The sequence below is a fragment of the Streptomyces sp. NPDC017890 genome (assembly GCF_044328675.1).
In the GTDB taxonomy this organism is placed as follows: Bacteria; Actinomycetota; Actinomycetes; order Streptomycetales; family Streptomycetaceae; genus Streptomyces.
Genome location: NZ_JBIRHU010000003.1, coordinates 234291 through 258655, shown reverse-complemented (window position 1 = coordinate 258655; position 24365 = coordinate 234291). Strand labels below are relative to the sequence as shown.

At 68.6% G+C, this 24365-nt stretch carries 18 protein-coding genes and 5 pseudogenes; 18 read left to right on the top strand and 5 right to left on the bottom strand.

From position 1 onward, the window contains the following. Positions 1-3 precede the first annotated feature (3 nt). From ACH4F2_RS06040 to ACH4F2_RS06030, 3 genes and pseudogenes are all read left to right on the top strand, one after another. A pseudogene (locus ACH4F2_RS06040) lies at positions 4-1635 on the top strand (protein kinase); the annotation flags it as partial. 8 nt (positions 1636-1643) lie between these two features. Then, a pseudogene (locus ACH4F2_RS06035) lies at positions 1644-1835 on the top strand (hypothetical protein); the annotation flags it as partial. A 139-nt stretch (positions 1836-1974) separates the two neighbouring features. Continuing rightward, positions 1975-3225 (top strand): hypothetical protein, encoded by a 1251-nt coding sequence (locus ACH4F2_RS06030; RefSeq protein ID WP_398131468.1) that lies wholly within the window; start codon positions 1975-1977, stop codon positions 3223-3225. 66 nt (positions 3226-3291) lie between these two features. Here the strand turns inward: ACH4F2_RS06030 and ACH4F2_RS06025 are convergent, their stop codons facing one another. From ACH4F2_RS06025 to ACH4F2_RS06015, 3 genes and pseudogenes are all read right to left on the bottom strand, one after another. After that, complete coding sequence (locus tag ACH4F2_RS06025) at positions 3292-3480, bottom strand: DUF397 domain-containing protein (protein ID WP_398131467.1); 189 nt, start codon at positions 3478-3480, stop codon at positions 3292-3294. Then, positions 3477-4336 (bottom strand): annotated as a pseudogene (locus tag ACH4F2_RS06020) (helix-turn-helix domain-containing protein). The gene ACH4F2_RS06025 and the pseudogene ACH4F2_RS06020 overlap by 4 nt, the downstream one beginning before the upstream one ends. Positions 4337-4483: 147 nt before the next feature. After that, entirely contained in the window at positions 4484-4744 is a 261-nt protein-coding gene (locus tag ACH4F2_RS06015; protein ID WP_398131466.1) for a hypothetical protein, read from the bottom strand. Between the two features lie 191 nt (positions 4745-4935). On the opposite strand from ACH4F2_RS06015, the pseudogene ACH4F2_RS06010 reads away from it, so the two are divergent. The 11 genes and pseudogenes from ACH4F2_RS06010 to ACH4F2_RS05960 form a co-directional block, all read left to right on the top strand. After that, positions 4936-5178 (top strand): annotated as a pseudogene (locus tag ACH4F2_RS06010) (UvrD-helicase domain-containing protein); the annotation flags it as partial. 706 nt (positions 5179-5884) lie between these two features. Continuing rightward, complete coding sequence (locus tag ACH4F2_RS06005) at positions 5885-6250, top strand: hypothetical protein (protein WP_398131598.1); 366 nt, start codon at positions 5885-5887, stop codon at positions 6248-6250. A 207-nt stretch (positions 6251-6457) separates the two neighbouring features. Further along, positions 6458-7546, top strand: coding sequence for a PASTA domain-containing protein (locus ACH4F2_RS06000; protein ID WP_398131465.1), 1089 nt, complete (start codon positions 6458-6460; stop codon positions 7544-7546). A gap of 262 nt (positions 7547-7808) precedes the next feature. Further along, the gene (locus ACH4F2_RS05995; RefSeq protein WP_398131464.1) at positions 7809-8528 is read left to right on the top strand and encodes a DUF4839 domain-containing protein; all 720 of its coding nucleotides are present in this window, start codon (positions 7809-7811) and stop codon (positions 8526-8528) included. 467 nt (positions 8529-8995) lie between these two features. Next, complete coding sequence (locus tag ACH4F2_RS05990) at positions 8996-9610, top strand: hypothetical protein (protein WP_398131463.1); 615 nt, start codon at positions 8996-8998, stop codon at positions 9608-9610. A gap of 409 nt (positions 9611-10019) precedes the next feature. Next, a complete protein-coding gene (locus ACH4F2_RS05985; protein ID WP_398131462.1) occupies positions 10020-10445 on the top strand; it encodes a hypothetical protein in 426 nt (141 codons plus the stop codon). A 1-nt stretch (position 10446) separates the two neighbouring features. Next, positions 10447-10878 carry a hypothetical protein gene (locus ACH4F2_RS05980; RefSeq protein ID WP_398131461.1) on the top strand — a complete coding sequence of 144 codons (432 nt, stop codon included), beginning with the start codon at positions 10447-10449 and terminating at the stop codon, positions 10876-10878. A 513-nt stretch (positions 10879-11391) separates the two neighbouring features. Next, on the top strand, positions 11392-11601 hold the full coding sequence (locus ACH4F2_RS05975) for a hypothetical protein (RefSeq protein WP_398131460.1): 210 nt from the start codon (positions 11392-11394) through the stop codon (positions 11599-11601). Positions 11602-12296: 695 nt separating this feature from the next. After that, entirely contained in the window at positions 12297-13208 is a 912-nt protein-coding gene (locus tag ACH4F2_RS05970) for a PrsW family glutamic-type intramembrane protease (protein WP_398131459.1), read from the top strand. A gap of 45 nt (positions 13209-13253) precedes the next feature. Continuing rightward, complete coding sequence (locus tag ACH4F2_RS05965) at positions 13254-13919, top strand: contact-dependent growth inhibition system immunity protein (RefSeq protein ID WP_398131458.1); 666 nt, start codon at positions 13254-13256, stop codon at positions 13917-13919. A gap of 108 nt (positions 13920-14027) precedes the next feature. Then, a pseudogene (locus ACH4F2_RS05960) lies at positions 14028-14530 on the top strand (ATP-binding protein). A 169-nt stretch (positions 14531-14699) separates the two neighbouring features. Here the strand turns inward: ACH4F2_RS05960 and ACH4F2_RS05955 are convergent. After that, entirely contained in the window at positions 14700-15098 is a 399-nt protein-coding gene (locus ACH4F2_RS05955) for a hypothetical protein (protein WP_398131457.1), read from the bottom strand. 558 nt (positions 15099-15656) lie between these two features. On the opposite strand from ACH4F2_RS05955, the gene ACH4F2_RS05950 reads away from it, so the two are divergent. The 4 genes from ACH4F2_RS05950 (at position 15657) to ACH4F2_RS05935 (ending at position 22650) form a co-directional block, all read left to right on the top strand. Further along, positions 15657-17294 carry a hypothetical protein gene (locus ACH4F2_RS05950; RefSeq protein ID WP_398131456.1) on the top strand — a complete coding sequence of 546 codons (1638 nt, stop codon included), beginning with the start codon at positions 15657-15659 and terminating at the stop codon, positions 17292-17294. A gap of 80 nt (positions 17295-17374) precedes the next feature. Continuing rightward, positions 17375-19171, top strand: a complete 1797-nt coding sequence (locus ACH4F2_RS05945; RefSeq protein ID WP_398131455.1) for a DUF4357 domain-containing protein — start codon at positions 17375-17377, stop codon at positions 19169-19171. Then, positions 19168-20433, top strand: coding sequence for an McrC family protein (locus tag ACH4F2_RS05940; protein WP_398131454.1), 1266 nt, complete (start codon positions 19168-19170; stop codon positions 20431-20433). Before ACH4F2_RS05945 ends, ACH4F2_RS05940 begins: the two co-directional genes overlap by 4 nt. A gap of 81 nt (positions 20434-20514) precedes the next feature. Further along, positions 20515-22650, top strand: coding sequence for a UvrD-helicase domain-containing protein (locus ACH4F2_RS05935; RefSeq protein ID WP_398131453.1), 2136 nt, complete (start codon positions 20515-20517; stop codon positions 22648-22650). 16 nt (positions 22651-22666) lie between these two features. Here ACH4F2_RS05935 and ACH4F2_RS05930 read toward each other — a convergent pair whose 3' ends face one another. Beyond that, positions 22667-24328, bottom strand: a complete 1662-nt coding sequence (locus tag ACH4F2_RS05930) for an N-6 DNA methylase (RefSeq protein ID WP_398131452.1) — start codon at positions 24326-24328, stop codon at positions 22667-22669. Positions 24329-24365: the final 37 nt, after the last annotated feature.

Here is a 24365-nt window from a genome sequence, read left to right as displayed (position 1 = left end):
GCAGTGACCCACGGGCTGGTCGACGGCAGATTCCGCGTCGGACGCGTCATCGGCAGAGGCAACATGGGGGAGGTCCACCAGGCGGAGGACCTGCACGCCCCGGAGGGGTCGTCGGAGCGCACAGTCGCCGTCAAGACGATCCTGCGACGCCGCACCGGCACGCAGATCGACACCGGCGGCGACGCGAAGGCCGTGCAGCGGTTCAACCGCGAGGTCCGGATCATGCGCCGGCTGCTGCATCCCAACCTCACCCGGCTCGTGGCCGGTGGCATCGACGAGGACCCCGGCACCTCCGGGAGCCTGCCCTACCTGGCCATGGAGTTCCTGGACGGCGAGACCCTGCGCGACCTCGTCGAGGAGGAGGCGCAGTTGCCGGTCTCCTGGGCCGCGGCCATCGGCGCCCAGGTCGCCGCCGGGCTCGCCACCGCGCACGCCGCGGGCATCGTGCACCGCGACTTGAAGCCCGCCAACGTGATGCTCACGCAGGGCGGCACGGTCAAGGTCCTGGACTTCGGCATGGGCATCATCGTCGACGACCCGGACCAGACCCGGCTGACCAGCACCGGCGTCAGCGTGGGCACCGCCCGCTACATGGCGCCGGAGCAGTGCCTGGCCAAGCAGGTGACGCAGGCCGCCGACCTCTACGCCCTGGGCTGCGTGCTGTACGAGATGCTGGTCGGTGTTCCGCCGTTCGCCAACGAATCCGCGTACGAGCTGGCCGACCGGCACGTCAACCAGCAGCCCGCTCCCGTCCGGGTGATCCGCGCCGAGATCCCCGTGGAACTCGCCCGGCTCGTGGAGCGCCTCCTGGCCAAGGACCCCGCCGACCGCCCCGCCGACGCGGTGACCGTGCGGGACGCCCTGCTGCCCCTCGCCGTGTCCGAAGCCGAGGGCCTGCTGCCGCACTGGGGCGCGCTCGACCCGACGGCGCCCCTGCGCGAGGCCGCGCCGGCCCCGGCGTCCGTGGCCCCGGCCGACCCGGAGGAGGCCACCGCGCAGCCGGCGTCCCCCGGCGCGGTCATGGACGTCTTCGGCGTCCACAAGGCACTCATCAAGGACTACCGCTCCTTCACCGAGGGCGGCACCGTCATCCGTGACGACCGCATCGCCGGTTTCGTGGAGAAGGACCTCGACGGCAAGTCGCAGTGGCCCGACCCCTGGCTGTCGCTCAACCCGTTCTTCCAGGGCGGCGGCACCGTGGTCGAACTCGCCCAGGAGAAGGTGCTGCACGCCGAGTGCGCCCGCATCTTCCAGGCGAAGAAGACCGAGGGAGGCACCGTCTGCGACGGACGCCCCCTCACCCTCCACCGCCACCAGCGCGACGCCATCGACGCGGCCGCCTCGGGAGCCTCGTACGTCCTGACGACCGGCACCGGCTCGGGCAAGTCGCTCTCCTACATCGTCCCGATCGTCGACAAGGTGCTGCGCGAGCTGGAGAAGTACCTGCGCGACGGGTACGGCGCCGGCAGGGAGCCGGTCACCTTCGCCCGCTACACGGGCCAGGAGGACGACGAGAAGCGCCGGGAGATCCGCGACAACCCGCCGGACATCCTGCTCACCAACTACGTGATGTTGGAGCTGATGCTCACCCGCCCCGCCGACCGGGCGAGCCTGATCCGGATGGCACGGGGCCTTCCAGTCGGAGTCGGGCGGGCGGCCTGAAGAACAACGAGATCGCCAAGTACGGCGAGTACCGCACCAAGCGGTTTGTCCTCACCGAGTACAACCGCATGGCACGGGTCGGCCTCACCCTTGAGAACCCCCTCGTCGACGGCGAGACCTACACATCCCCTCTCACCCCGCACCCGGGCCACGGCCCTCGCCATTTCACCTGACCGGACCCCTCTCCCGGGGCGCCGATGCCGCATCTTCATAAGACACTCACAAGGCCCAGACGGCGGTCACCAGACGGCCTGATGACCGCCGCGCGCCCCGACTACTTCTAACTGCGATAAGCCACTCCAGGAGCATGCGATGGACAACGAGATCCAGCTGATCAGCGATGGTGATGGACTGGCAGTCATCGGGAATGCGGCGGATGTCGACCGTTTCCTCGTCTCGGAGGGACTGCCGTCGAGGGACCTCGGGCTGCAACGGCTCAAGTCCGTCTTCTGTACCGGCGCCGGGGTCGCGCAGGCGGGTTCGGATATTGCCGCCAACTCCGGCCGCTGGCTGAAGCTGACCCAGGAGTCCGCGGAGCGCGTCAAGAAGTTCGGGCTGATGGAAGGCAAGACGCCAGGCGTCACCCACGCGATGCTGGGGAAGCCTGGCTCAATCAAGTCATGGCTGCAGGTCGATAAGGGAGCTGGCTCGTTCCTGACCAACCCTGCACGTCTGTCTGGTGCAGCGGGGATCATGGCACAGCTGGCAATGCAGCAGTCCATGGAGGAGATCACTGACTATCTCGCCGCGATCGACGAGAAGGTCGACGACATCCTGCGCGCGCAGAAGGACGCTGTGTACGCCCGCATGATCGGGGTGGGCTTCGTCATCGAGGAATCCATGACGATTCGAGAAAGCAGGGGCAGGGTCGACGAGGTCACGTGGTCGAAGGTGCAGAACACACCGACGACGGTCGGAGAGACCCAGGCTTACGCGCTGCGTCAACTGGAGGACCTCGCCGAGAAGATGGAACGCAAGTCCAAGATCGGCGATCTCACCATGGTGATCAGGGAGACTGAACCCAAGGTTCGGGAGTGGCTCGCGGTCCTGGCTCGCTGCTTCCAACTGCAGGACGCGATCGCTGTACTCGAACTCGACCGGGTGCTGGACTCTTCTCCGGAGGAGCTGGACGGGCATCGTCTCGGGCTGAAGGCTGCCAGGCAGGACCGGCTGAGCCACATCTCCCGGTGCACCGAACGTCTGTTGGCCCGGATGAACGCGGCCGCGGATACGGCCAACGAGAAGGTGCTGCTGCACCCCTCCAAGTCACCGGCTCTGGTCCAGTCGAGTAACCACGTCACAACCAGCGTTCACGACTTCCACAGGCGGCTCGGGATGGAGCCCGGAGGCCAGTCGTCGGAGGCGAGGCGATGGGTGGAGGCGGCTACGGAAGCGAAGGACAAGGCTCTCGAGACCGGAGCGAAGGGCGTCGGCGCCGCCAGAAACCTCCGCAATGAGACCCTCAACCGGGCCGGCTCCGTCAAGGAGAAGCTCTCCAGCGGGATCGCCGAGCGAGCGCGCCGCTTGCGCGGGGATGAGAAGGAACGCAACGAGACAGGCTGAGTGAAGCCCCGGCCTGCCGCACTGCGGGGGCGGGCCGTCGACCGCCCGCCCCACGCCGGACCTCCGTCAGCCCCGCGCCGCCACGAAGACCACGAAGTACGCCCAGCTCTCACGCGTCATGGTGAATGGCGGGCGCGACACATCCTTGGAGTCCCGCACGTGGATGGTCTGCTCGGTGATGGCCACCTCGATGCAGCTGTCACCCTGTGCACTGCTGTAGCTGGATTTGTACCAGTCGAGTTCAGACGTGCTCATAGCGCTCCTCGCATCCGCTCCAGCAGGCCCCTGGAGTCCTTCGGGGTGAGGGCCTGCGAGCGCAGTCTCGCATAGCGCATGTGGAGCTTGCTGACCTGTTTCGGGTCGGCGATCAGGCGGCCGTTCTCCTGGCCTTCCGCATAGGCGCGCCAGATAGCATCCGGGGTTTCCAACAGTTGGATCGGCCCAGCCATGCAAGCGTGATACTCACTGTCCACCGGCATGACCTGTAGCGTGACGTTCCTGGGCGCAACGAGCTCCAGCACGTAGTCGATCAGCTCACGCGTCACCTCGATACCGCCAAAACGCCGCAGGAACACGGACTCTTCCACGATGAAATCGAACGTCGTGTTGGGCCGTTCCTTGAGTAGGTGTTGGCGTTCCAAGCGCGCTTGGACCGTGGCCTCCAAGTCATCGTCGGCCATGGGCGGGATGTCGTTCTCGCAAAGAGCCCGCATGTAGCCCTCCGACTGCAACAGCCCGGGAACCAACCGGCACTCATACGTGCACAAGCTCACCGCCAGCCGCTCCAGCTTCGCCCACTGCCGGAACCAAGCCGCCAACCCCGCCTTCTCCGCGTAAGAAACCGCGCAGAGTGCCGCAGCGCCCCCGTGTTGCCCAGCGCCTCCTCCGCCCGCTCCACGAAGGACGCGTCCGGCATCCGCCGCTCCAACTCCACCGACTCCACGGTGTGCTTGGAGTACCGGACCAGCTCCCCGAACTGCACCCGGCTCAGCCCCGCATGCTCCCGCAAGGCCTGCACGACGGCCCCGAACGTCCGCAGACTGTCTGACGGATCCGGCTCCCGCTCGCACTCCCCGCCCGGCACCGCCGATTCCACATGGTCGGTCGTCATTCGCGGCCCACCTCCAGGTGCTCACACGCCAGGTCCCTCTCCCGGTGAACGCCAGCGTGGCCAGAACGAATTCGCACAGTCCACCGAGCGTGTCCGTACGCTGACTCAGCGTATGGACCGAGCGGGTCCGGTCCCGGGAGGGCCTTCTCAGCTCGGTAGCCGCCAGCAGGGGCCGTCCGGATCGCCCAGCCAGACGACCTGATCCCACTCGGTGACGGTCATGCCGAACACGGTCTGGCCGGGCGAGCCCGCCTCCTGCCACGTGTCGAGCGCGTCCTCGACCTGGTCCCACAGACGCAGGGGCCCGTCCTGGTGCACCGTCCAGCCCTCGCCGTCGGGCTCGGTCCAGTCCTGCGAGCCGGTCGCCGCGTCGACGAGGGCGAGACCGGTCTCCGGAAGAGCTGGCACCGTCTGGAGTCCTGGGGCGATCACCCCAGGGGCCGTCGCGAGGGCGTGACCCTGGACGACTTCCGTTTCGCGTACGCGGACCGGTACGGGGCACGCGTCACAGGCCCCGAGCTCAGACCCGGCAGACTGCCGCGCAGGCTTCACCGGACCAGGAAGCGGTCGGGCGTCTGACCGCCTGGGCGGGCCGCACCATGAGGGAGCTGTGGGAGGCCGGGTATCTCTCCGGTGACCAGCTGCGGGACATGGCGCTGTCCCTGCTGACCAGGAGTGAACGTGGCGAACGCATCGCCAGGGTCCTGAGCACGCGGTTCGCGGAGATCGTCATCGACGAGGCGCAGGACTGCTCCTCGGAGGACCTCCGGCTCGTGGACCTGATCCGCGAGGCGGGCGTTCCCTTGCTGCTGGTCGGAGATCCCGATCAGAGCATCTACGGGTTTCGCGACAGCCGCCGGCTCGACAGCCGTGATCGTCCTTCGACGCCCTTCGACGGCGCGCCGGCCCATCGTCTGCGTCACAACTGGCGCAGTACGCAGGTCATCTGCGACCTGTCCCACACCCTGCGCACCTCCGACGCGGCCCCGGACACCGCCACGGGCCCCTGCCGTGCCGAGACCACTCCGGTCCTGCTCATTCCCACCGCTCACCGCAGGGAGGCCGCGTGGATCGGTGAGTTCGGCCGGGAGGCGGAGCGTCTCGGCATCCCCGCGCGGAACCGGATGGTCCTGGCCCACGCCAACTCCGTACTGCCGAAGAAGATGACCGGAACCAGGACCGTACCGACGGCCAAGCTCGACCGGCTCGTCTGGGCGACAGCCGTGCTGCGGTCGCCGGGCGCGTCCATACGACAGCAGGAACTCGCGGGAAGGTGGCTGCGCGAGACGGTCCTTGACCACTGGCACGGGGCACCGCCCGATGAGCCGGAACCGGTCGGGCTCGCCCGGCACAACCTCACCGACCTCGAACTGCAGATCGTCCAGCGATCCCTGGTCAGGAAGTTCCCGCCGCTGAGTGTTCCGCCCCGCGACTGGAGCCGCTCAGCGTGCGAGCTGATACGGGAGGAGGCCGCCCTGCTCGGCATCGCACCGAAGACCACCCGCGTCTTCCCGTGCGGGCGGTTCCAAAGAGGCGGCTTGGCAGCTCGTGGGATTCGGCGACCCCGAGTCCCCACAGGTCGCCCTCGGCCGGGCCGGCACGATCCACGGGGTGAAGGGGCAGGAGGACGACGCCGTCCTGATCGTCGTCCCGCCTCTTGGCAAGGACAAGGAGGACGACCGCTCGGACCGCCTGATCGAGGCGTGGACGACAGGTGCCACGGCAGGGTGCGCCCCTGGAACACCAGAGGCACTGCGCGTCCTCTACGTCGGCGTCACGCGAGCCCGGCGACTCGTTGCGCTCGCGCTGAGCGACGGACATCTGGCCGCGGTGAAGTCCCTTCTCACAGCACGTGGAATCCCCCACCGCATCCCGCAGGAGGCCGGGGGCGAACAGATCACGCTGCCACTGTGAAACACCGTCATCCGGCGGCTGGAGCGTACGGCCGTGCGGCCCCGCCGAGACGGGCCAGGTGGCACATCACTGCCACCCCTCTGCCAGGACCGTAAGCGCATCGCTTCGGCTCGCGTAACGGCGGCGAAGCAGCGGCTGTTGAACGTCTTGCCCACTTCACACGAGGTCCGGGACCAGCCCGACCCACACAGAGAACAAGAGCAGCCCGTGAACCCGTACAACATCACTCCGCCCCCGTCCCGGCCCTGGTGGAGGACCACCCCCGCTCTGCTCGGCCTCCTGGCCCTGGTCGCCCTGCTCAGTGCGCTCAGCCTCGGGCTCGGCTTTCTCGTGATGGTCGCCGCCATGGTGGCGGTGTGGGTCCTGCCCGCATGGCGCTGGTACGCCAGGCTCGGCGCCACGGTCGGCGCCTTCTTCCTCATGCTGATCAGCGCGGGCATGAGCGGCCAACTCGACGAGACCGGTGCGGACAAACCCGAGGCACAGCACGCGAACGGCGCCGACGCTGAACAGTCACCGTCCCCTGCCGCCGCCAAAGCTCCCGAGATCGCCGACTACACGGGCATGCCACTGGACAAGGCCGAGAAGGAGGCACGTTCGGCGGGACTCACCCCCGGTCGTCATGACGCCGCCGAGGAGGACCGTACGATCATCATGCGGTCCGGATGGACGGTGTGCTTCCAGAAGGCCGACACCGCGGCGAAGACCGTCGACCTCGCCGCGGTCAAGACCGGCGAGCCCTGCCCGGAGAAGGACGGCGGCCCACTCCCGTGGCCGGTGATGCCGGACCTCGTCGGCGATACCTACAACACCGCGGTCGAGGAGCTGGACCAGGCCGGCATCGGCCTCGACCGCGTCACCCTCGACGACGTGTACCTCGACACCGACACCCCCACGGCCGAAGAGGCCGCCGAGGAAGGCGACGAGTGGCGGGTGTGCTTCCAGACCCCCGACGAAGACACCAAGGTCACCTCCTCGGCCACCGTCCGCCTCGACCTGGGCCAGTGGACCGACGCCGACCTCGTCCAGAAGTGCCCGCCGGCGAAGGGCACGACGTACAGGATTCCCGCCAACGACCCCGCCCACGACGACAGTGCCGACAACGGCACCACCGGGGTCGGCGGCTCGGCGGACGACAACTCCTCGTCGTCCGACGGCTCCACCGGCGGCAGCGATGCCGGCGTCGTGCACCCGGGCTCGTACTGCTCCCCGCCCGGGGCGACCGGAGTCACCAAGAAGGGAACGCCCATGGTCTGCGGCCCCGGCTCGGACGGCCGCGACCGCTGGCACTCCTGACCACTTCCCCAGCCGTGCGCCGGCCGGCCCCCAGCTCCTGCCGGGCGCACACCCCATGGCCGCGTGGTGATACCCGCGCGTCGATCTCCGGCTGGCTCAGCGTTCCACCTGGCGAGCCGACTCGCCTCCGGCCGAGTGCTCTTCGGTCCGAATCGCGAGCTCGGGGCCGCGGGTGACATCGGTGATGCCGAGTTCCTGGCGGAGTCCCATATGCTCGCGCGACAGTTGAAATGAACATTCTATTGAGGGGGCTCGGAGCCTCATGGCCGACGAGATCAAGTACGAGTACAAGACGGTGCAGACGGTTCGCGGCACCGACGGCTTGGTGATCTCGAAGATGCAGAAGAATGGCTGGGAGCTCGTGGAACGGGCCCAGGGCGCGCTTCGCTCCACCCTCGACTTCCGCCGGCCGAAGAAGCCGCAGCCCTGGCTTCTGATCGGCTCGGCAGCCGCCGTCCTCGTGATCCTGGCCATCGTCATCGGCGTCGGCTCTGCGCTCGGCGACGGAGGTGAGGAGAAGGACGAGTCGGGCAGGCCGATGGCCGCTGCGAGCGACAAGCCTTCCGCTACGCCGACTCCGACCGCGGTCGAGTCGACTGCCGCTGAAGTGATCACGCGTGAGAACAACCCGGAGTTCGCGGCGCTGCTGCTCACAGAGGACACGTGCGACGAAGCGAACCTGGCCTTCGCGACCAGGTATCAGGGTCGGACGGTCGCGTTCAACGGCTCGATCCGGCACATGGCGCGCTACTCCACCGGCTACGGCATCCTCCTGGGCACAGGCGACGAGGGACCGCAGACGACGGTCGGCCCCGCCTTCAAGTTCGACGACGTCAACATCTCCGACCTGAATCTGACCGGTAAGGAGATCCCCGCCACCGTCGGCGAAGGCGACAAGTTCCGCTTCGTCGCCGAGGTCGGCGCATTCAACGCGAAGCAGTGCCTCTTCTTCCTCACCCCCGTCTCGACGGAGATCCGGTAGTCATGACGCGCAGCCGCGTCATCCATCGGCACCACACGGCGTGCCGAAGAAGGGCCGTACCGTCCGCGGATTCCCCTCGTACGCTGACGCTGCGTACGCGGCGTGCTCCCGCAACTCGGCCACGTCCGCCCGTCACCGTGGACCCGTGAACGCGACCACGCCCCAGCTCCGGCCGACGTACGGATGTTCACCCATCAGTTCTCGTCCACCCGCCGGGGCGCTCGCCCCGCTCGACTCCTCGCGTACGGGCAGCTGCACACCTGGCGGACGCCACTTGACGTCACCGACCGCACGGAGCGGATCGTCACGGAGCTCGCCAGCAACGCCGCGCTGCACGGCCGTGTCCAGAGCCGCGGCTTCCGGCTGGGATCGCGGCGCGGCACTCCGGCGAACCGTTCCGGCTACAGCCCCGCGCATGAACCCGGTGAGCCATCGACGAAGGGACGACGGGCCCTCATCATGTGGTCGTGACCATCGAAGAAAACGTCGCCAAGCTCGCGGCCCATGTGGAAGCCGCCCTCGGGAACGGTCCCTTCCTGCCCGCCGGTGGTTGGCACCATATGGGTGCGGTGATCTGTGACGCGATCCTCCAGCAGGCCAGGCACTACGAACGATGGGGACGGCCGCGCGTCGAAGAGCTACGGAAGAGCTGGCCCGACGCGGACACGGTGACCCGGTTCCGTGCGCGCGTGACCGAAGGTGAGCTCGGTGCAGTCCTTCGGACAACCCACCAGAGGAAGCTTGCCGCCATTGCTGCAATCGCTGATCTCCTCGCCGCGAGCAGGGTGGAGACGCGCCAAGACCTGAGGTTCTGGCTGAAGGAGGATGCCCATCGCTCCCTGCTTCTCGCCATCCACGGCGTGGGGCCCAAGACGGTCGACTATCTGGGCGCCCTGGTCGGAGGATCCCATGTGGCGGTGGACGTGCATCTGCGCGCCTTCGCCCAGCAGGCCGGCGTGGGGACAACCACCTATCAAGGGCTTCGCCGGGTGTACGAGGAGACCGCCGACCGTCTGGGCCACGATCGCGGAGGGTTGGAGCACGCGGTGTGGAAATACATGTCCAGTGGCCCGAAACCTTGAGTCCACGGGCACGGGGATCCACGGGGAGGCATCGGCGTATCCCGGTTGCGGTCCAGTGAAGTGGTGTACGGGCTCACCCTGGTCCGGGGGGGGTCCGCTCCGGCAGCAAGATGGTGCCCGCGCGGATGAACGGCCACCGGCTGATCTTCGGGACGCCCTCGGCGGAGGAGAGCACATCTGGGAAAGGAGGGTGTCCGCATGCGGGCCCGGCCCGACGAGTTCGTCCGGCACGCACGGAGACCCGAATGCTCGACATTCGGGAACTCGTTGACAGGATTAACAGAGCGCGGTCATGCTTGAAGTGCCAACATGACGTAGCAGCATGCGTGGCCCCTTCCGTCGCACCCGGCAGAGGGACGCGGCCCTTGCCTTCCTAGGAGGTGGGGCGCTCGCGTCGGGCGGTGGCGGGATGGCCCTGGGAGCCACGGCGCTCAACTTCGTCACCATCGGTCCCGCGCTGCTCGTCGGTGGACTCGTCGTCAAGGGCCGAGGCCAGAAGGCGATCACCCAGGCAAGGGAGTTCGAGGCGAAGGTCGCCGTGGCCGTCGCTGAACTCGACGAGACGGACACCCGCCTGAAGGGCGTCGACGCGCGCGTTGAGGAGCTGCACGAGTTGCTCGCTGACCTCACCTTCCGAGGACTCGAGGCGCTGGACTCCCTGGAGTCCGAGCCGTTCGACCCGTTGAGTCACGCCGAACGCTTTCAGCGGGCCATGACACTGGTCATGGCGGTCCGTGACGTGGCGACGGCTCGGATCGTCGACGCCGAAGGAGAGTTGGACGAGCGCAGCTCCAACCTCACCATCAAGTACAGACCTTTGACAGAGGAGAATTGACGTGCCGGACCAGACCAAGGTGCATGTCGGCAAGGTCTTCAAGGCGGCCAAGGGATCCGTCCAGGCGGTGGACGGCTTCGCTGCGCTGAACCAGATTGTCGAAGCCGCCCGTGAGTGCGTCCACATCCATGAGGTCGAGAGCACCAAGAGAGCCCGGCTGGAGGCCTACGAGGCCACAGAGGTTGCTCGGATCCGGGCCGCTGAAGCCATCCTCAAGGACTACTTCACACAGGCGTTCGCGGAACGGCGCAACCTCTTCGAGGAAATGTTCGCCAGGCTGGACAGAGCGCTCGACGAGGGCAACGGCGAAGTGCTTCACAGTGTCGTCCGAGGCATCGTCGACATCGCCAAAAGCTCGCCGCTCGCGGACATCGGAGACCTTTCCCAGGTCCGGGCGGCACTGGACGACCCGGACCAAGTGTGGGAACTCTGACCGCACCGCGTCGGGAGATGGCCCCGCCGACGAGTCGCTCACCTCAGGACGAGATGCCGCCCGGGAGGAGAATGCGTAGGAGCGGTGTCGGGGCCGGTTGCCGACTGCCCGTGATTCAGCCCCCGTTTCGCCCTCCCACCGGAAGCCCGGAAGGAGTTCCTGGCATACGCTTCCGCGCTCGGGTCCGCTGCCAGAAGGTGCTCAGGGCGCGGGCCGTCTCGGTAGGGCGTTCCACGTTGGGGATGAAGCCGGGCACGAGCAGCACGGTGCCAACGTGTGGGACGTCAGGGGGAGTGCCCCGTCCTGACCGCCCGTCACCCTAGGGTCATTTCCAAGTGCACACGGGCCAACTCCCCCACCGGGAGCCCAGATGGCCCACTCTGATTCGTACGGTCCTCCGACCGGGGAGGACTCCTGGGCGCGCATCGATGCCTGGCTCTCGGAACACGCCCCGCTGAGCCGGGGCAGGGCTGCGGCCGCCCGCTTGCCGAAGACAGCACAACGGACCTGCGGTTGCGCAGGATCGCGGCCGAAGCCGAAGCCGCAGCGGCCCGGCCGGCACTGGAACCGTCCTGGCGGCGAGAGCGTGAGGCGCCCAAACTTCCTGTCGCCCGGGAGGACTTCCAGGCCTGGCAGCTACTCGTCGCCGCAGCGACCATCCTGCACCACAGGCTCATCGAGAACTGGCGCAGCGAACTGACCGGGGATCTGGCGGCGCAGTGACCTCTTGAACGGAGTGATCGCCGCAGCCGCTCCGTGGTGGGGTGCGTCGGCGGACGAGCGCGCGGTCCGCCATCGAAACGTGACGCACGCACCACACACGGAACGGCCCACCCTTACACGCCACGTCCCGCCGCCACTGATGCGCACCCGAGGTGACATCCGACCCGCATACGATGCACGCAGAGTGCCCGTACCCTGACTGTCGTACGGACCGATCTCCTGGAAGGTGGCACTGCGCGCGCCCATCACCCTGGTCCCATGAGCACAATCATGCCCCAGCCTTCCCTCGCCGTGCGGACGTTCACACAGCTTGTCCAGGCGTCGCGGCGCCCGGCTCACCCGCCTGCTCACCCGTGAGCAGTTGCATACCTGGCAGACGTCATCCGACGTAACCGACCGCGCCGAACAGAATCGTCGTGGCACTCGCCACCAACGCGGTGCCGCATGGCCATACCCAGGGCCCCCACTTCTGCGTCGGCCTCATCCGTACCTCGACCGCCGACATGCTCCGCATCGCGGTCACGGACGTCCGTGGCGACCGGCTCCCCGCCCCCTGGCGGGCTTCCGCCACTCGTTTCCTAATAGGAACTGAGCTCCGCATCAGGTTCCTAAAGCATCTTGCTTTAAGGCATGTTGACTACCTAGCGTGTCTTTGCTCCACGAAATAGTGTGGCAGCAGGGGAGGCGGCGGGGGCATGGTGCTGGTGATGGCGGCTGCGGCCGTCTGGGGTGTGCTGCAGTTGTTCGCCGTGTCGTGGCCGACGCGTTCGGTCCGCCTGTCGACCGTACTGCTGGCGATCGCGGTGGGTGCATACGGATGCGGTGTGGCTACGGCCGTGCTGCAGCTGACCTACACGCGTCTTTACGCGGACCACTCCGGCTTGTCGCTGGTGGAGGTGGTCAACAGCACCAGCTATACGGTGGCTCCCTGGGTCGAGGAACTGGTCAAGATCTCGCCTCTGCTGCTGGCGGGGCTGAGCCTCAAGGTCCGAAGTCAGTGGGGACTGACTGACTTCGTGGTGCTGGGCGCCGCGTTGGGCGGGGGTTTCGGGCTACTGGAAGCAGTGCTGCGCTTCGGCCTGGACGCGGACCGGGCGATCACGCGGAACGGCGGCTGGGTCATCCCGGACAGCATCTTCCCGCCCTACGTACCCGGACCGGGTCAAGTGATCACTTCTTGGCTCCCGGCCCCCTTCGGGCAGACGGCTTCGAGCGGCCCGTTGGGGACTGAGACGTTCACGCATCTGGTGGGGACGGCCGTCGCGGGTCTGGGAGTCGGTCTGCTGTGGCAGACTCGGGGCTGGAGGCGTCTGTTCGCGGCACTTCCTCTTCTGATGGCTTCCGCACATCACATGCTCAACAATTACGTTGCCCAGGAGCATGGTGAGCAAGCCCGGGAGTGGCTCGAGACGCTGGACGCGAAGGCGTGGGCAGCGCCTCTGGTATGTCTCGGTGTGGCCATGGCAGTCGACGCGCGCCGACTGCACCACGGCAAGCGCACCGTGCCGGGCGTACTGCTGGCCTCCGAGCGCCACGACGGTGACACCCTGGGCTCCCTGCTGCGCTACGCCGCCTGGTGCTTGCCCCCTCAGGCTTTCGGATCCTGACCTCGTACCCCGCTCCTTGAGTCATGACCACGATGGAGCAGCCGCATGACACTCTCCCCCGGCCCCGGATTCCGGTTCTACGAGGTCCAGGAGCTGCTGGAGGCGTACGCAGCGCACGACTACACGTTCACTGACACTCCCGAGGCTCCTGGGCCCGCGCTGTCCGCGTACCTGAGGATCGTCTCCACGGACCCGCAGAGGGCGATCACCGCGGTACATCAACTCGATGGCATTCTCCGGGCCGGCCTGTTCTCCCCTGAGATCGCGGACGACATCGAACTGTTCCCAAAGATCGAGCCGCCGTCGGGGCATGGGGTCGAAGATTGTCTGCGCATTATCCGCGAACATCTGGTCCGCCACCTCGGAAGCCCCGCACCGCAGTCCCGGACCTTGCCGCAGAACAAATGGGAGTGCAGGGAACGCTTCCCCGAATTGAACCAGTTCCTTGGTGCGCACTTCCATCAGGACTTCTCCGATGAGTACACGTCTCACGCTGAGGCTATCGACGACTACTTGTCGGGGGCGTCGGGCACAGACCTGGACCAGCTTGGGCGAGACATCTCGGGACTGCTCGCCATGGCTGCCACGGACAAGGACCTGAAGCGGGCCGTCTCACTGCTGGGCATGGACGTGTCACCCCCCTCGGGGCTCGGTGTCCGACGGTGGCTCGAGGAAGTGGCCGGGACTGTCGCCGACCGCCTCCAGCGGTAGGCCTCTCGACTGAGGTTGGGACGCCCGCCGCCACATCTACGCTCCACCTGCGGATGGTACGGACCCGTCCCCTGGAGCGCGCCATCACGCGCCCGTCACCGTGGTCCCATGAGTACGACCACGCCCCAGTCTCCCGCCGCCGTGCGAACGTTCACACAGCAGTTCTCGTCCACGCGTCGCGGCGCCCGCCTTGCGCGGCTGCTCGCCTACGAGCAGCCGCGCACCTGGCAGGCCCCTGCCGACGTCACCGTTCGCACGGAGCAGATCGTGGCGGAGCTGCGGCCAACGCGGCGCTGCACGGCCGTGTTCAGGGACGCGACTTATGTCTCCTCCTCACACACGACCCGGCCGCCGACGTCCTCCGGATCGCCGTGACAGAGTCCCGCGAGGACCGCCTCCCATCCCCTCTGACGGGCTTCCCGACGCCGCTGCACAGCGAGTCGGGTCGCGGCCTGCTGATCGTCACCGCGCTCGCCGACCGCCGGGGCACTGAACCCTATCCGTCAGGCGGCAAGACCGTATGGGTCGAACGGTCACACCAGTCGGCGAGCACCGTGCCGTCTGTCGTAACCGATCACGACGACTCGGCCATGAGGACGGCCGTCTCATAGCCGGAGACCAGCCGTCCGCGTCGGCCTTGAAGACCGTCAGGGCACTTACAGGATTGCTCGAGCGCAGCAGGGTTGGGGGTGTGTAGCCACCGCCTCGGGCGACACCTCCAACACATTCCGCAGCTCGAGACGGCAAGCCGTGCGCTGTCGCAGTGCCGGCGCTACGTACTCACAGTCCCGCCCGTGCCAGCAGCAGTGGCAGCGCATCCGGCTTCACCTTCTGCACCGATCTCACCTGGCCGAGGCGCAGGTCCTCCCGCAGCACCGGATTGCCGAACAGCGCCTGCGTCGGCTTGGACAGCAGAGTCACGTCGACGCGGTAGCCGAACTCCGGGCCTTCGGGGTCCTCATAGGGAACGTCGTCAACACCGGCCACGGCGGCGACCGCCGACACGGGGTGAGTGAAGAAGAACCACAGGCGGTCGCCCTTGTTCATGCGGTTGCGCCGACTCAGCCAGAGGTCGAGCTCGGGTTCCTCCCGGGCGAGGCGGCGAATGGTCTCGCTGGTGGAAGGCTCCCCGTCCAGGGTGTCCTTGTGCGGGTTGAGGATATAGATCCAGTCCTCCACCGTTCCCCCTCCTCAGCCACGGCGTCCGACAGCCTGAGCACGCATACGGGGTGCCATCGTGCCAGTCAGGAGAGCCGTGCGCACCAAGGTTCACGAGCCGGTACCCAGAAGCAGACACTCGAGTTTCGTTCACAAACTCGAATAGCAGGAACTCACGCAGCACGTTGACGTCGCTAACAGGTTCCAGGCATGCTCGTAGCGCCAACATGACATCTATCTGTCGATGCTGGTTGACGCAGCCATGCCCCAAGGAAGCAGAACGTGCCCGAGCAGCCGCACACTTCGCCCGATCCCGGCTTCACGTCAGCGACCGAGGCCTCCCACTCGCTGCGCAGCCTCCTGCTCACACGCCACGCCGGCGCCGGGCCATCTGGGCGGCGCTCAGTGCCACACGCCACCACCGCGCCTACGACCTGCACCTGCCTCCGAGCCCGGCGGAAATCCACGCCCGGCTGCACGAGGTCGACGCCCTCCTGGTGGCCCTGCGCCCGCAGGGCAGCTGAGCCCAGACACCAATGAGCGCACACACCCGAACGGCCCCGGAACGGAGAATTCGCATTGGACAACCGCCGCTACCGCATGGTCGTCGCCAGCGGTCTGGACTACGTCAACACGGGCGCGAAGGTCGACGGCCAGCTGCGCCTGTGGCTCAAGGAGCCCCCGAAGGCCTACGACGTCGCGGCGTTCGCCGAGGGTCGCAACGAGATAGCCCGCGGCGTCACCCTCGACCACGACTCCGCCACCGGCACCTCCGGGGCGTACGGGCGATGGCGACTGCGCGAGACGCTGCCCGGCGGAACCTGGCAGACCACTGTGCTGATCCGTCAGGAGGGCGGCGGTCCCACCCGGGTCCAGCTGGATGTCGAACACCTTCCGGACGATCCCGAGGTGGTGCCCGTACCGGCCAAAACTCCCCGGCTCGCACGCAGTCTTCTCGGTGTCATCCGTGCGCGCGACGGCATCGCCGACGTCACGGCCCAACCCCAGGTGGTCGAGGCGGAGGACGTGGACGCCGTCATCGATGAGCTGTGCGACGAGACCCGGCGGATGCCGATCGTCGTGGCGAGCACGCCGTACGGTGTCGACTTCGACACCTGGCTGGAAGACACGGTAGACCCCTTGGTCCGGCCCCTGGCCGGTCTCGCCATCCTCTACCTTCTGTCCCCGGAAGCGGAACTCCGTTTCAACCGCGCTCTGGAGTACCACCAGGTGTACGGCGGCGGAGTACGCACCTACCTTCCCTGGGTCGATCCGGCCTGGCCCGCGGACGGGCAGCGGCACCGGGTGATGTCCCGTCGGCTGATAACCGAGCGGCCCTCCCAAGCCCGCAGGATCATCGCCCAACTGCCCCAGCGGCTGGCCGCCCGAGCGCCGCTGCCCGCCGAACTCGACTCGGTGCCGGTCATGCGGACCCGCACGCTGGGCGACTCCGCCGCACCCGAGCTGGAACGACTGCGTGTGGAGAACGAGGTCCTGCACGAGATTCTGGAGGAGGCGGGGCGGGAACAGCGCGTGCGGGCCGACGAGATCCGCGATCTCAAACACGAGCTGCGCAAGGCCGAGGACAACGAGACCCTGCTGATCGCCGAGTACGACGAGCAGTACCGGGAACTGCACACCGCCCGAGCGCGGCTGCAGGTTCTGCGGAAGCAGATGGTGGACTTGGGCGCCGGCGCCGCCGCCTACGCCTACTTCTCCGCGCCGGACGACGAACCGCAGTCCTTCGAGGAGCTCCTTGGCCGCATCGCCGACCTGCCCGGGCTGCATTTCACCGGCTCCCGCAAGGTGACTCTCGAACTCGACGCACAGGCGCACGGGTCGTCATGGGTTCGCATGACCTGGGACGCGCTGCTGGCCCTGCGGGACTTCGCCGAAGCGGCCGCCTCCGGTCGTGCCGGTCGCGACTTCAAGCAGTGGTGCGCCGACGCTCCCGGCGGTGCCCGCACGATCTCCCCGCGGAAGATAGTGCGTGACGAGTCCAAGTCCGTGAAGGCCAACTCGAGCTGGCGTCGTCAGCGCACGTTCCCGGTGCCGGAACACATCGACTCCATACGGAAAGTGTTCATGGGCGCACACGTCCGCGTCGGCGGCGGCAACACGATCGCACCGCGCCTGCACTACTTCGACGGGGCCTGCGTCGAACACGGCATTTACGTGGGATACATCGGGCCTCACCTGTCCAACACACTGACATGACCGACCAGAGGCGGGCGGAACCCGCTGTCGGTGACTGCCAGTACGCTGCCAGAAGGATCAGACCAGCAGGTGGGGGGCTCATGGCCGACGAATACCCGGAGTTCCGGCTGCGGCTGCCGAACGGTGGACCGTACGCGCGCGGGCGGGTGCTGCCCTCGAAGGGGATGAACGGCAGCCCGCAGTTCCTGGTGCTGGCCGGTTCGCCGGTGCGGCGGGAAACCCTGCCGGGTGCGGGTCCGTACGCGGCGGCGCAGCGGGAGGCGTTGATCGAGGAGGGCGCCCTCCGGGAGTCGGAGCAGTGGCCCGGCTACTTGGAGGCAGCTCGGGACGTCGAATGCAACTCGCCGTCGGCCGCCGCCTCGATCGTGTCCGGGCGCGGTTCGGACGCCCTGACCGAGTGGCGTACGGAGAAGAACTTCCCACTGGTGGACTATCTCGGCCGCTCCTGGCGCGCGCCTCGCAAGGCCTGGCTGGTCCGCGGGTCGAACGTGGCGGGTCGCGACCTGGTGCGGCGGCTGTGGCTGCCCGACGGGCTGGTCACGCTCGCGGCGACGCACCTGCCACCGGTCGAAGCGGACGACCCCACCAAGAGTGCCCTGCGCCGGTATGTCCAGGACGGCTACGACGCCAGCGCCTCCTACAGCCAGAAGCGGGTGATAGTCGACGAACTGCACTGCTTCCTCACGCAGATGCGCACCGGCGACACCGTCTGCACCATCTCCGGCGGACGCCTCCACGTCGGACTCGTCGACAGCGCGGCTGAGCAGGTCGAATCCGAGGACGGGCTCACCAACCTGCGCCGGAAGGTGGCCTGGCAGCGGGACGTGCCCTACGACGAGTTGCCGGAGGCACTGCAGCAGAAGCTGTCCGTGCAGCACGACGTCGTGGATCTCACCTCCGTACTCCCGCTCGTCGATGGGCTCGGGCGAAGCGACGAGGAACTGGCCGAGGAGGCCGAGGCGGAGGACCGGGACCCCACCACCGAGGTGCCGGCGATCGTCGCCCGCCGCGACCCCGAGTTGCCCGAGCCCACGGCCGAGCTGGCCGGCGAGCTGCTCGTGCACGACGCGGCGTGGCTGCGCGAGGTGCGTGACCTGCTGGCCGACGACCGGCAGCTGGTCCTCTACGGTCCTCCCGGCACCGGCAAGACCTTCCTGGCGCTGAAGCTCGCCGAGTTCCTGGGCGGCGGTCCTGAGCAGGTCAAGCTGGTGCAGTTCCATCCGTCGTACGCCTACGAGGACTTCTTCGAGGGGTTCCGGCCGCAGGAGGACGCGGAGACCCGACAGGTGGCCTTCCGGCTCACCGCCGGCCCGCTGCGCGAACTCGCCGACCTCGCCTCTCGTGAGGGCAACCGGCACATCCCGCACTTCCTGATCATCGACGAGATCAACCGGGCAAACCTGGCCAAGGTCTTCGGCGAGCTGTACTTCCTGCTGGAGTACCGCAACAAGTCGGTACGCCTGACGTACTCCGGTGACGACTTCGCGCTGCCGCCCAACCTGTTCATCATCGGCACGATGAACACCGCGGACCGGTCGATCGCCCTCGTCGACGCGGCCATGCGGCGGCGGTTCGCGTTCGTGGAGCTGTCGCCGCGTACCGAGCCGACGAGCGGGCTGCTGCGCAGGTGGCTGGAACGGGAGAGCAGGGAGCGCGAGCCCGCCGACCTGCTCGACGCGCTCAACTCCCGTATCGACGATCCGGACTTCCGTATCGGGCCGTCGTATCTGATGAAGAAGGGCGTCTTCCGGGAGGGCGGCCTGGAGCGGACCTGGCGGACGAAGATCCTGCCGCTGCTGGAGGAGCACCACTACGGCGAGGGTGTGGACATCGAGGCGCGGTACGGGCTGGCCGCGCTGCGCGAGTCACTGGGATGACGTCCGCCGGAGACGGTGCCGACCCGGGGCCCGCGACAGCGGAGGTGGCGGCGGCGACGGTCCTGACCGGCATCGAACTGGCCGAGTACGCGGCCGCCACCGGCCTCGCCCTGCCCGCCGGCGTGGGGCGTGCGCTGGCCGCCACAGACGTCGTCGACGCGGCACCCGACCCGTACACGCCCGGCCGCTGGACGGTGCGGGCCGGCAGCAAGGTCGGGGCGATGAGCATCGCCGTACCGGGCGTGCGGGAACCGTTCACCGTACGGGTGAGCCCCAAGGTGCCCATCGCCCGGCTCTTCTTCCTGCTCGGCTACAGCCTCGACCCCAAGGGCGGCTGGCGGGACAGGGAGGTGGACGTGGCCGGACACCGGAACGTGGTGCCCGCCCTCGCCCATGCCGTGGAGCGGCAGATCGACCGCGCGCTGCGCCACGGGCTGCTGCAGGGCTACCGAGCGGCGGAGGAGAGCTCCCTGGTCATCCGCGGCCGGATCACGGAGGCCGAGCAGATCCGGCGGCGGTTCGGCGCGATGCTGCCGGTGGAGGTGGTGTACGACGAGTTCACCATCGACATCGCCGAGAACCGGGTCCTGCGCACGGCCGTCGAGCGTCTGCTGCGGCTGCCCGGCGTACCGCGCGACGTCCGGCGGGGACTGCTGCACCAGCGTGCCCGGCTCGCCGACGTCACGCCCGTCGTACGGGGACAGCGGATGCCCCGCTGGCAGCCGACCCGTCTCAACGCCCGGTACCAGAGCGCCCTGCGGCTCGCCGAGGTCCTCCTCGGCGGTGGCTCGGTCGAGCACGCTCCCGGCGGGCTCCGCATCGACGGGTTCCTGTTCGACATGAACCAGCTCTTCGAGGACTTCGTGACCGTCGCCCTGCGCGAGGCCCTGAACGGTTCGGGCCTGGTGGCCCGGCTCCAGGACAGTCATCACCTCGATGAGGCTTCGGCGATCCGCATGCGTCCGGACTTCGTGCTGTACGGACCGGACGGCGCCCCGTGCGCGGTGGCGGACGCCAAGTACAAGGCGGAGAAGCGGGGCGGCTATCCGGACGCCGACCTGTACCAGATGCTCGCGTACTGCACCGCCCTCGGCCTGCCGGAAGGGCACCTGGTCTACGCGAAGGGCAACGGCTCGCACACCGCCCACCGGGTCCGTCACGCCGGCATCCTGATCCATCAGCACGCGCTCGACCTGGACCAGGGGCCGGCGGGTCTGCTCGCCGACGTCGCTCAGGTCGCGCGGCGGATGGGGCGCGGCTGACGCGACGGCGCCGGGTCGGCGCCGGTACCGCGCCCGTATGATCGGCCGGGCAGTGACAGTCCGGGGTGGGGAGTACGCGTCGTGCCGCAGCTTGCGTTTGCCAACAGCTTCTGGGAGAGCTACGACGCTCTCGAGAAGCCGGTCAGGAACGGCGTTCGCAAGGCGATGCAGAAGTTCCAGCAACTCACCGTGCCGGAGCTGCAGCAGGACAAGGGGCTGCATCTGGAATCGGTCGAGAAGGCCGCCGACCGCCGCATGCGTACCATCCGCATCAACGACTTCTGGCGGGGCGTCGTACTCGCACCGGACGACGGCAGTGATGTGTTCCTGCTGGTCAACGTGGTGGCGCATGACGACGCCTACACCTGGGCCGCCAAGCGGCTGTACACCACGAACTCCGCGACGCGCGCCCTGGAGGTCCGCAACGTACGGGCGATCGAGCAGCTGACCCCGCAGCTGGAGAAGGCGGCCGCCGCGGCCGAATCGCTGCTGTTCACCTCGTACTCGAACACCGTGCTCCGTGAGCTGGGCATCGACGACCAGGTACTGCGCGCGGTGCGGACGATCATCGACAAGGCTCAGCTCGAGGCCTTCGGGACGCTGTTGCCGGAGGACCAGTTCGAGGCGTTGCAGTACCTCGCCGAGGGGTTCCCGCCCGAGGATGTGTACCGGGACGTGGTCGCCGTACGCCGTCCCGTCGACGCCGGTCCCGACCCGGACGAGACCCTCGCCACCGCCATCGCCAACACCACCAGCCGGATCACGCTCGTCAGCGGGCCGGACGAACTCGCCGACATCCTGGAGAAGCCGTTCTCGGCCTGGCGGGTCTTCCTGCACCCCTCGCAGCGCCGGGTCGCCTACCGGGTGTCGTACGGCGGTCCGGTGCAGGTCACCGGCGGCCCCGGGACCGGCAAGACGGTCGCCGCCCTGCACCGGGTCAAGCACCTGCTGACCCGGTCGCCTGAAGCGCGGGTCCTCCTCACCACGTACACGAACGCGCTGGCCGCCTCGCTGCGCGAGAGCCTCGGCCTCCTCCTGGACGGTGACGCGGCGCTGCTCGACCGGGTCGAGGTGACCACCGTCAACGCGTACGCGCACGGTGTCGTGACCCGTATCGACGGCAAGGTGCCCTCCCTCATCGGCGACCGGGAGGAGCGGCAGGTGTGGCAGCGGGTCGTCAAGAAGCTCGGGCTGCCGTGGACGGAGCAGTTCCTGGCGCAGGAGTATCGGCACGTCGTCCTCGCCCAGGACCTGCGCACCCTGGACGCGTACCGTGCCGCGTCCCGGCGCGGGCGTGGCAGCGCGCTGTCACCGGCCCGGCGGGAGCTACTGTGGCCCGCCGTCGAGCTGTTCGAGTCGATGCTGCGCGAGCAGCGGTCGACCACGCATCTGAAGGTGTGCGCTCGGGCCGCCGAGCTCCTGGCCGCGTCTGCGCCGACGCACGACCATGTCGTGGTCGACGAGGCGCAGGACCTACATCCCGCCCAGTGGCGGGTACTGCGCGGCGCGGTGGCGCCCGGCAGTGACGACCTGTTCCTCACGGGGGATCCGCACCAGCGGATCTACGACTCGAAGGTCTCGCTCGGCTCCCTCGGTATCGCGGTGGCCGGACGCACCCACCGGCTGCGTATCAACTACCGCAGCACGGAGGAGATCCTCGCCTGGTCGACGGGCATCCTCAGCCCGGTGTCCGTCGACGACCTGGGTGGTGAGGGCAGCGACACCCTCGCCGGGTACCGTTCGCTGCTGCACGGGCGCAGGCCGCAGGTGGAGGGGCACGGTTCGGAGCACGCGGAGGTCGCCGCGCTCGTCGAGCGGGTCCAGGGGTGGATCGCGCAGGGCATCAGCCCTTCCGAGGTCGGCGTGTGCGCCCGGTTCAACGTGCTGCTGGACAAGGCGTACGACAGGCTGAGCGGGGCCGGGGTGCCGGTGGCGCGGGTCAGGGACAATCCGGGGCCCGGTGTAGACGGTGTGCGTCTGGCCACGATGCACGCCATGAAGGGGCTGGAGTTCCGCTGCGTCGCCGTGCTCGGAGTGACGGCCGGGGCGGTGCCGTTCACCCGCGAGGTGACTCCGGCTGCCGTGGACGCGTTGCAGCACGACTCCGACCTGTTGCGGGAACGCTGCCTCTTGTTCGTCGCCTGCACCAGGGCGCGCGAGGCTCTGGCCGTTTCCTGGAGCGGGGCGGGCAGTCAATTCATACCGGATGCCGCGTGACGGTCGTGGTGGTGAGTCATTCCCGCGGCCGTAGCGCCCCGTTTCCGATGCCGTCGCGGGCCAGCTCGGTCGCCTGCCTGGTCAGCTCGGCGATCCGGCGCGCACGTTCCTCGAACTCCCGCAGCCTGCGGTAAGCGGTGCCATAGCGGCGCTGCTCGGCGATGTCCATCTGCGGGATGCGGGCTCCCTTGCCATCCAGCCGGAAGGTGCCGCTGGCGCTCGTGGAGCGACGGGTGTTGGACGCGCTGCGCAGGAAGCCCCGCAGGAAGTCCGTGTCGAGCTGGTCACTGGTCGAGACGGGTTCCGTGTCCGCGTACTCGACCAGCCCGGCGCGTGCGAGGTCGGCCACGCTCACCGACGAACCGTCCAGGGCACCGGGGCCCTCGCCCGCGACCAGTTCCGGCAGCAACTCGGCCAGCCTGCCCACCTGTTCAACCAGCTCCTTGCGAATGGCCCGGTACTCGGTCGCATAGTCGCGGTGCGACTCCTCGACGTGACGACCGGGCGTGAGGTCGACCGTGTCGTCGAGGAGGTCGATGAGGGGGACGTCCGCGATCTGCTCGGGTGCGGGCCGCAGCTCTCCGTCCGGGTCGTTCGCCGTCAGGTCGATCATGCGGACGCTCGTCGCGGCGTCGCCCACGGAAGACGGGCGGCGCAGGTGCCATAGGTGCACGGGAAGGGCGTGCGAGGCGGCACTGCCGGCCGGCAGGGCGATGACCTGGGTGAGGATGCCGCGCCGTACCAGCTCGGCGCGGATGCGCCGGCCGGCCTTGCGGTAGGCGACCGAGGCCGACATGACCATGACGACCCGGCCGCCGGGGAGGGTGTGCGCGTAGGCGTGCTGGAGCCAGGCGAGCTCTCCTTCGGCGCGCGAGGGTGTGCCCAGTTCCCAGCGGGAGTCGAGAAGCAGCTCCTCCCGTCCCCAGTCCGCGTCTCCCACCGGGGGGTCGCAGACCACGAGGTCCGCCTTGAGGCTCGGCCACTTGTCCTCCCGCAGGGAGTCTGCGGCGACAATCTCCACACCGGCGCGCCCCGTCAGGTCCGCGCGCAGTTGGGCGAACCGGGCGCTGCGGATATCGGTCTCCTGACCGCGCCGTCTCGGCCCGCGGTCCGGGCCGAGGGCGAGCAGCAGGGTGCCGATGCCGCATGCCGGATCGAAGACCGTGGCTTCGGGCGTCACCGGGCCCGCGAAGTACCGCAATGCGCGGACGATGCGGGGCGAGGTGACCTGGTCCGATCCCGCCCTGCGCACGGAATCCGTGAACCTCTCCGCAAGGGCCTCCACCACCTCTCCGGCCGATCCGCTCTCGGCGAGTACACGCGCCAGGCGGACGGCCTCTTCCGGCATCGCGTGATCGTCCGGCACACCGTCGTCGGCGGCGAGGGCCTGCGCGACCGCCGCGAGCCCCCGGACCATGTCATCGCCGTACACGCCCCGCAACGCCTGCCAGAGCTGCACCTCCTGCGAGAGGTCCTGGCCCTTCCGCTGCTTGTTCAACCACGCCTGTACGTCGGCCAGAGCGAAGAGAGGGCTGTTCACACTGCCACCGACGGGCGCGGGAAAGTCGTCATACCGTCGTCTCCAGTTGGAGACAGCGGCTCGCGTGACGCCCGCCAGCCGGGCAATCTCGGAGCCGGTGACCATGGTGCCGGCCGGGGTCGCGGGAGTCTCTGCCATAGTACTCAACCGTACACAGCACCTGCCGGCGGTTCAA

Coding starts and splice junctions, on each gene's coding strand:
- ACH4F2_RS05940 (WP_398131454.1), top strand. CDS start 19,168: ATGACGTCCGCCGGAGACGGTGCCGACCCGGGGCCCGCGACAGCGGAG.
- ACH4F2_RS05970 (WP_398131459.1), top strand. CDS start 12,297: ATGGTGCTGGTGATGGCGGCTGCGGCCGTCTGGGGTGTGCTGCAGTTG.
- ACH4F2_RS05995 (WP_398131464.1), top strand. CDS start 7,809: ATGGCCGACGAGATCAAGTACGAGTACAAGACGGTGCAGACGGTTCGC.
- ACH4F2_RS05965 (WP_398131458.1), top strand. CDS start 13,254: ATGACACTCTCCCCCGGCCCCGGATTCCGGTTCTACGAGGTCCAGGAG.
- ACH4F2_RS06030 (WP_398131468.1), top strand. CDS start 1,975: ATGGACAACGAGATCCAGCTGATCAGCGATGGTGATGGACTGGCAGTC.
- ACH4F2_RS05985 (WP_398131462.1), top strand. CDS start 10,020: ATGGCCCTGGGAGCCACGGCGCTCAACTTCGTCACCATCGGTCCCGCG.
- ACH4F2_RS06025 (WP_398131467.1), bottom strand. CDS start 3,480: ATGAGCACGTCTGAACTCGACTGGTACAAATCCAGCTACAGCAGTGCA.
- ACH4F2_RS05930 (WP_398131452.1), bottom strand. CDS start 24,328: ATGGCAGAGACTCCCGCGACCCCGGCCGGCACCATGGTCACCGGCTCC.
- ACH4F2_RS05945 (WP_398131455.1), top strand. CDS start 17,375: ATGGCCGACGAATACCCGGAGTTCCGGCTGCGGCTGCCGAACGGTGGA.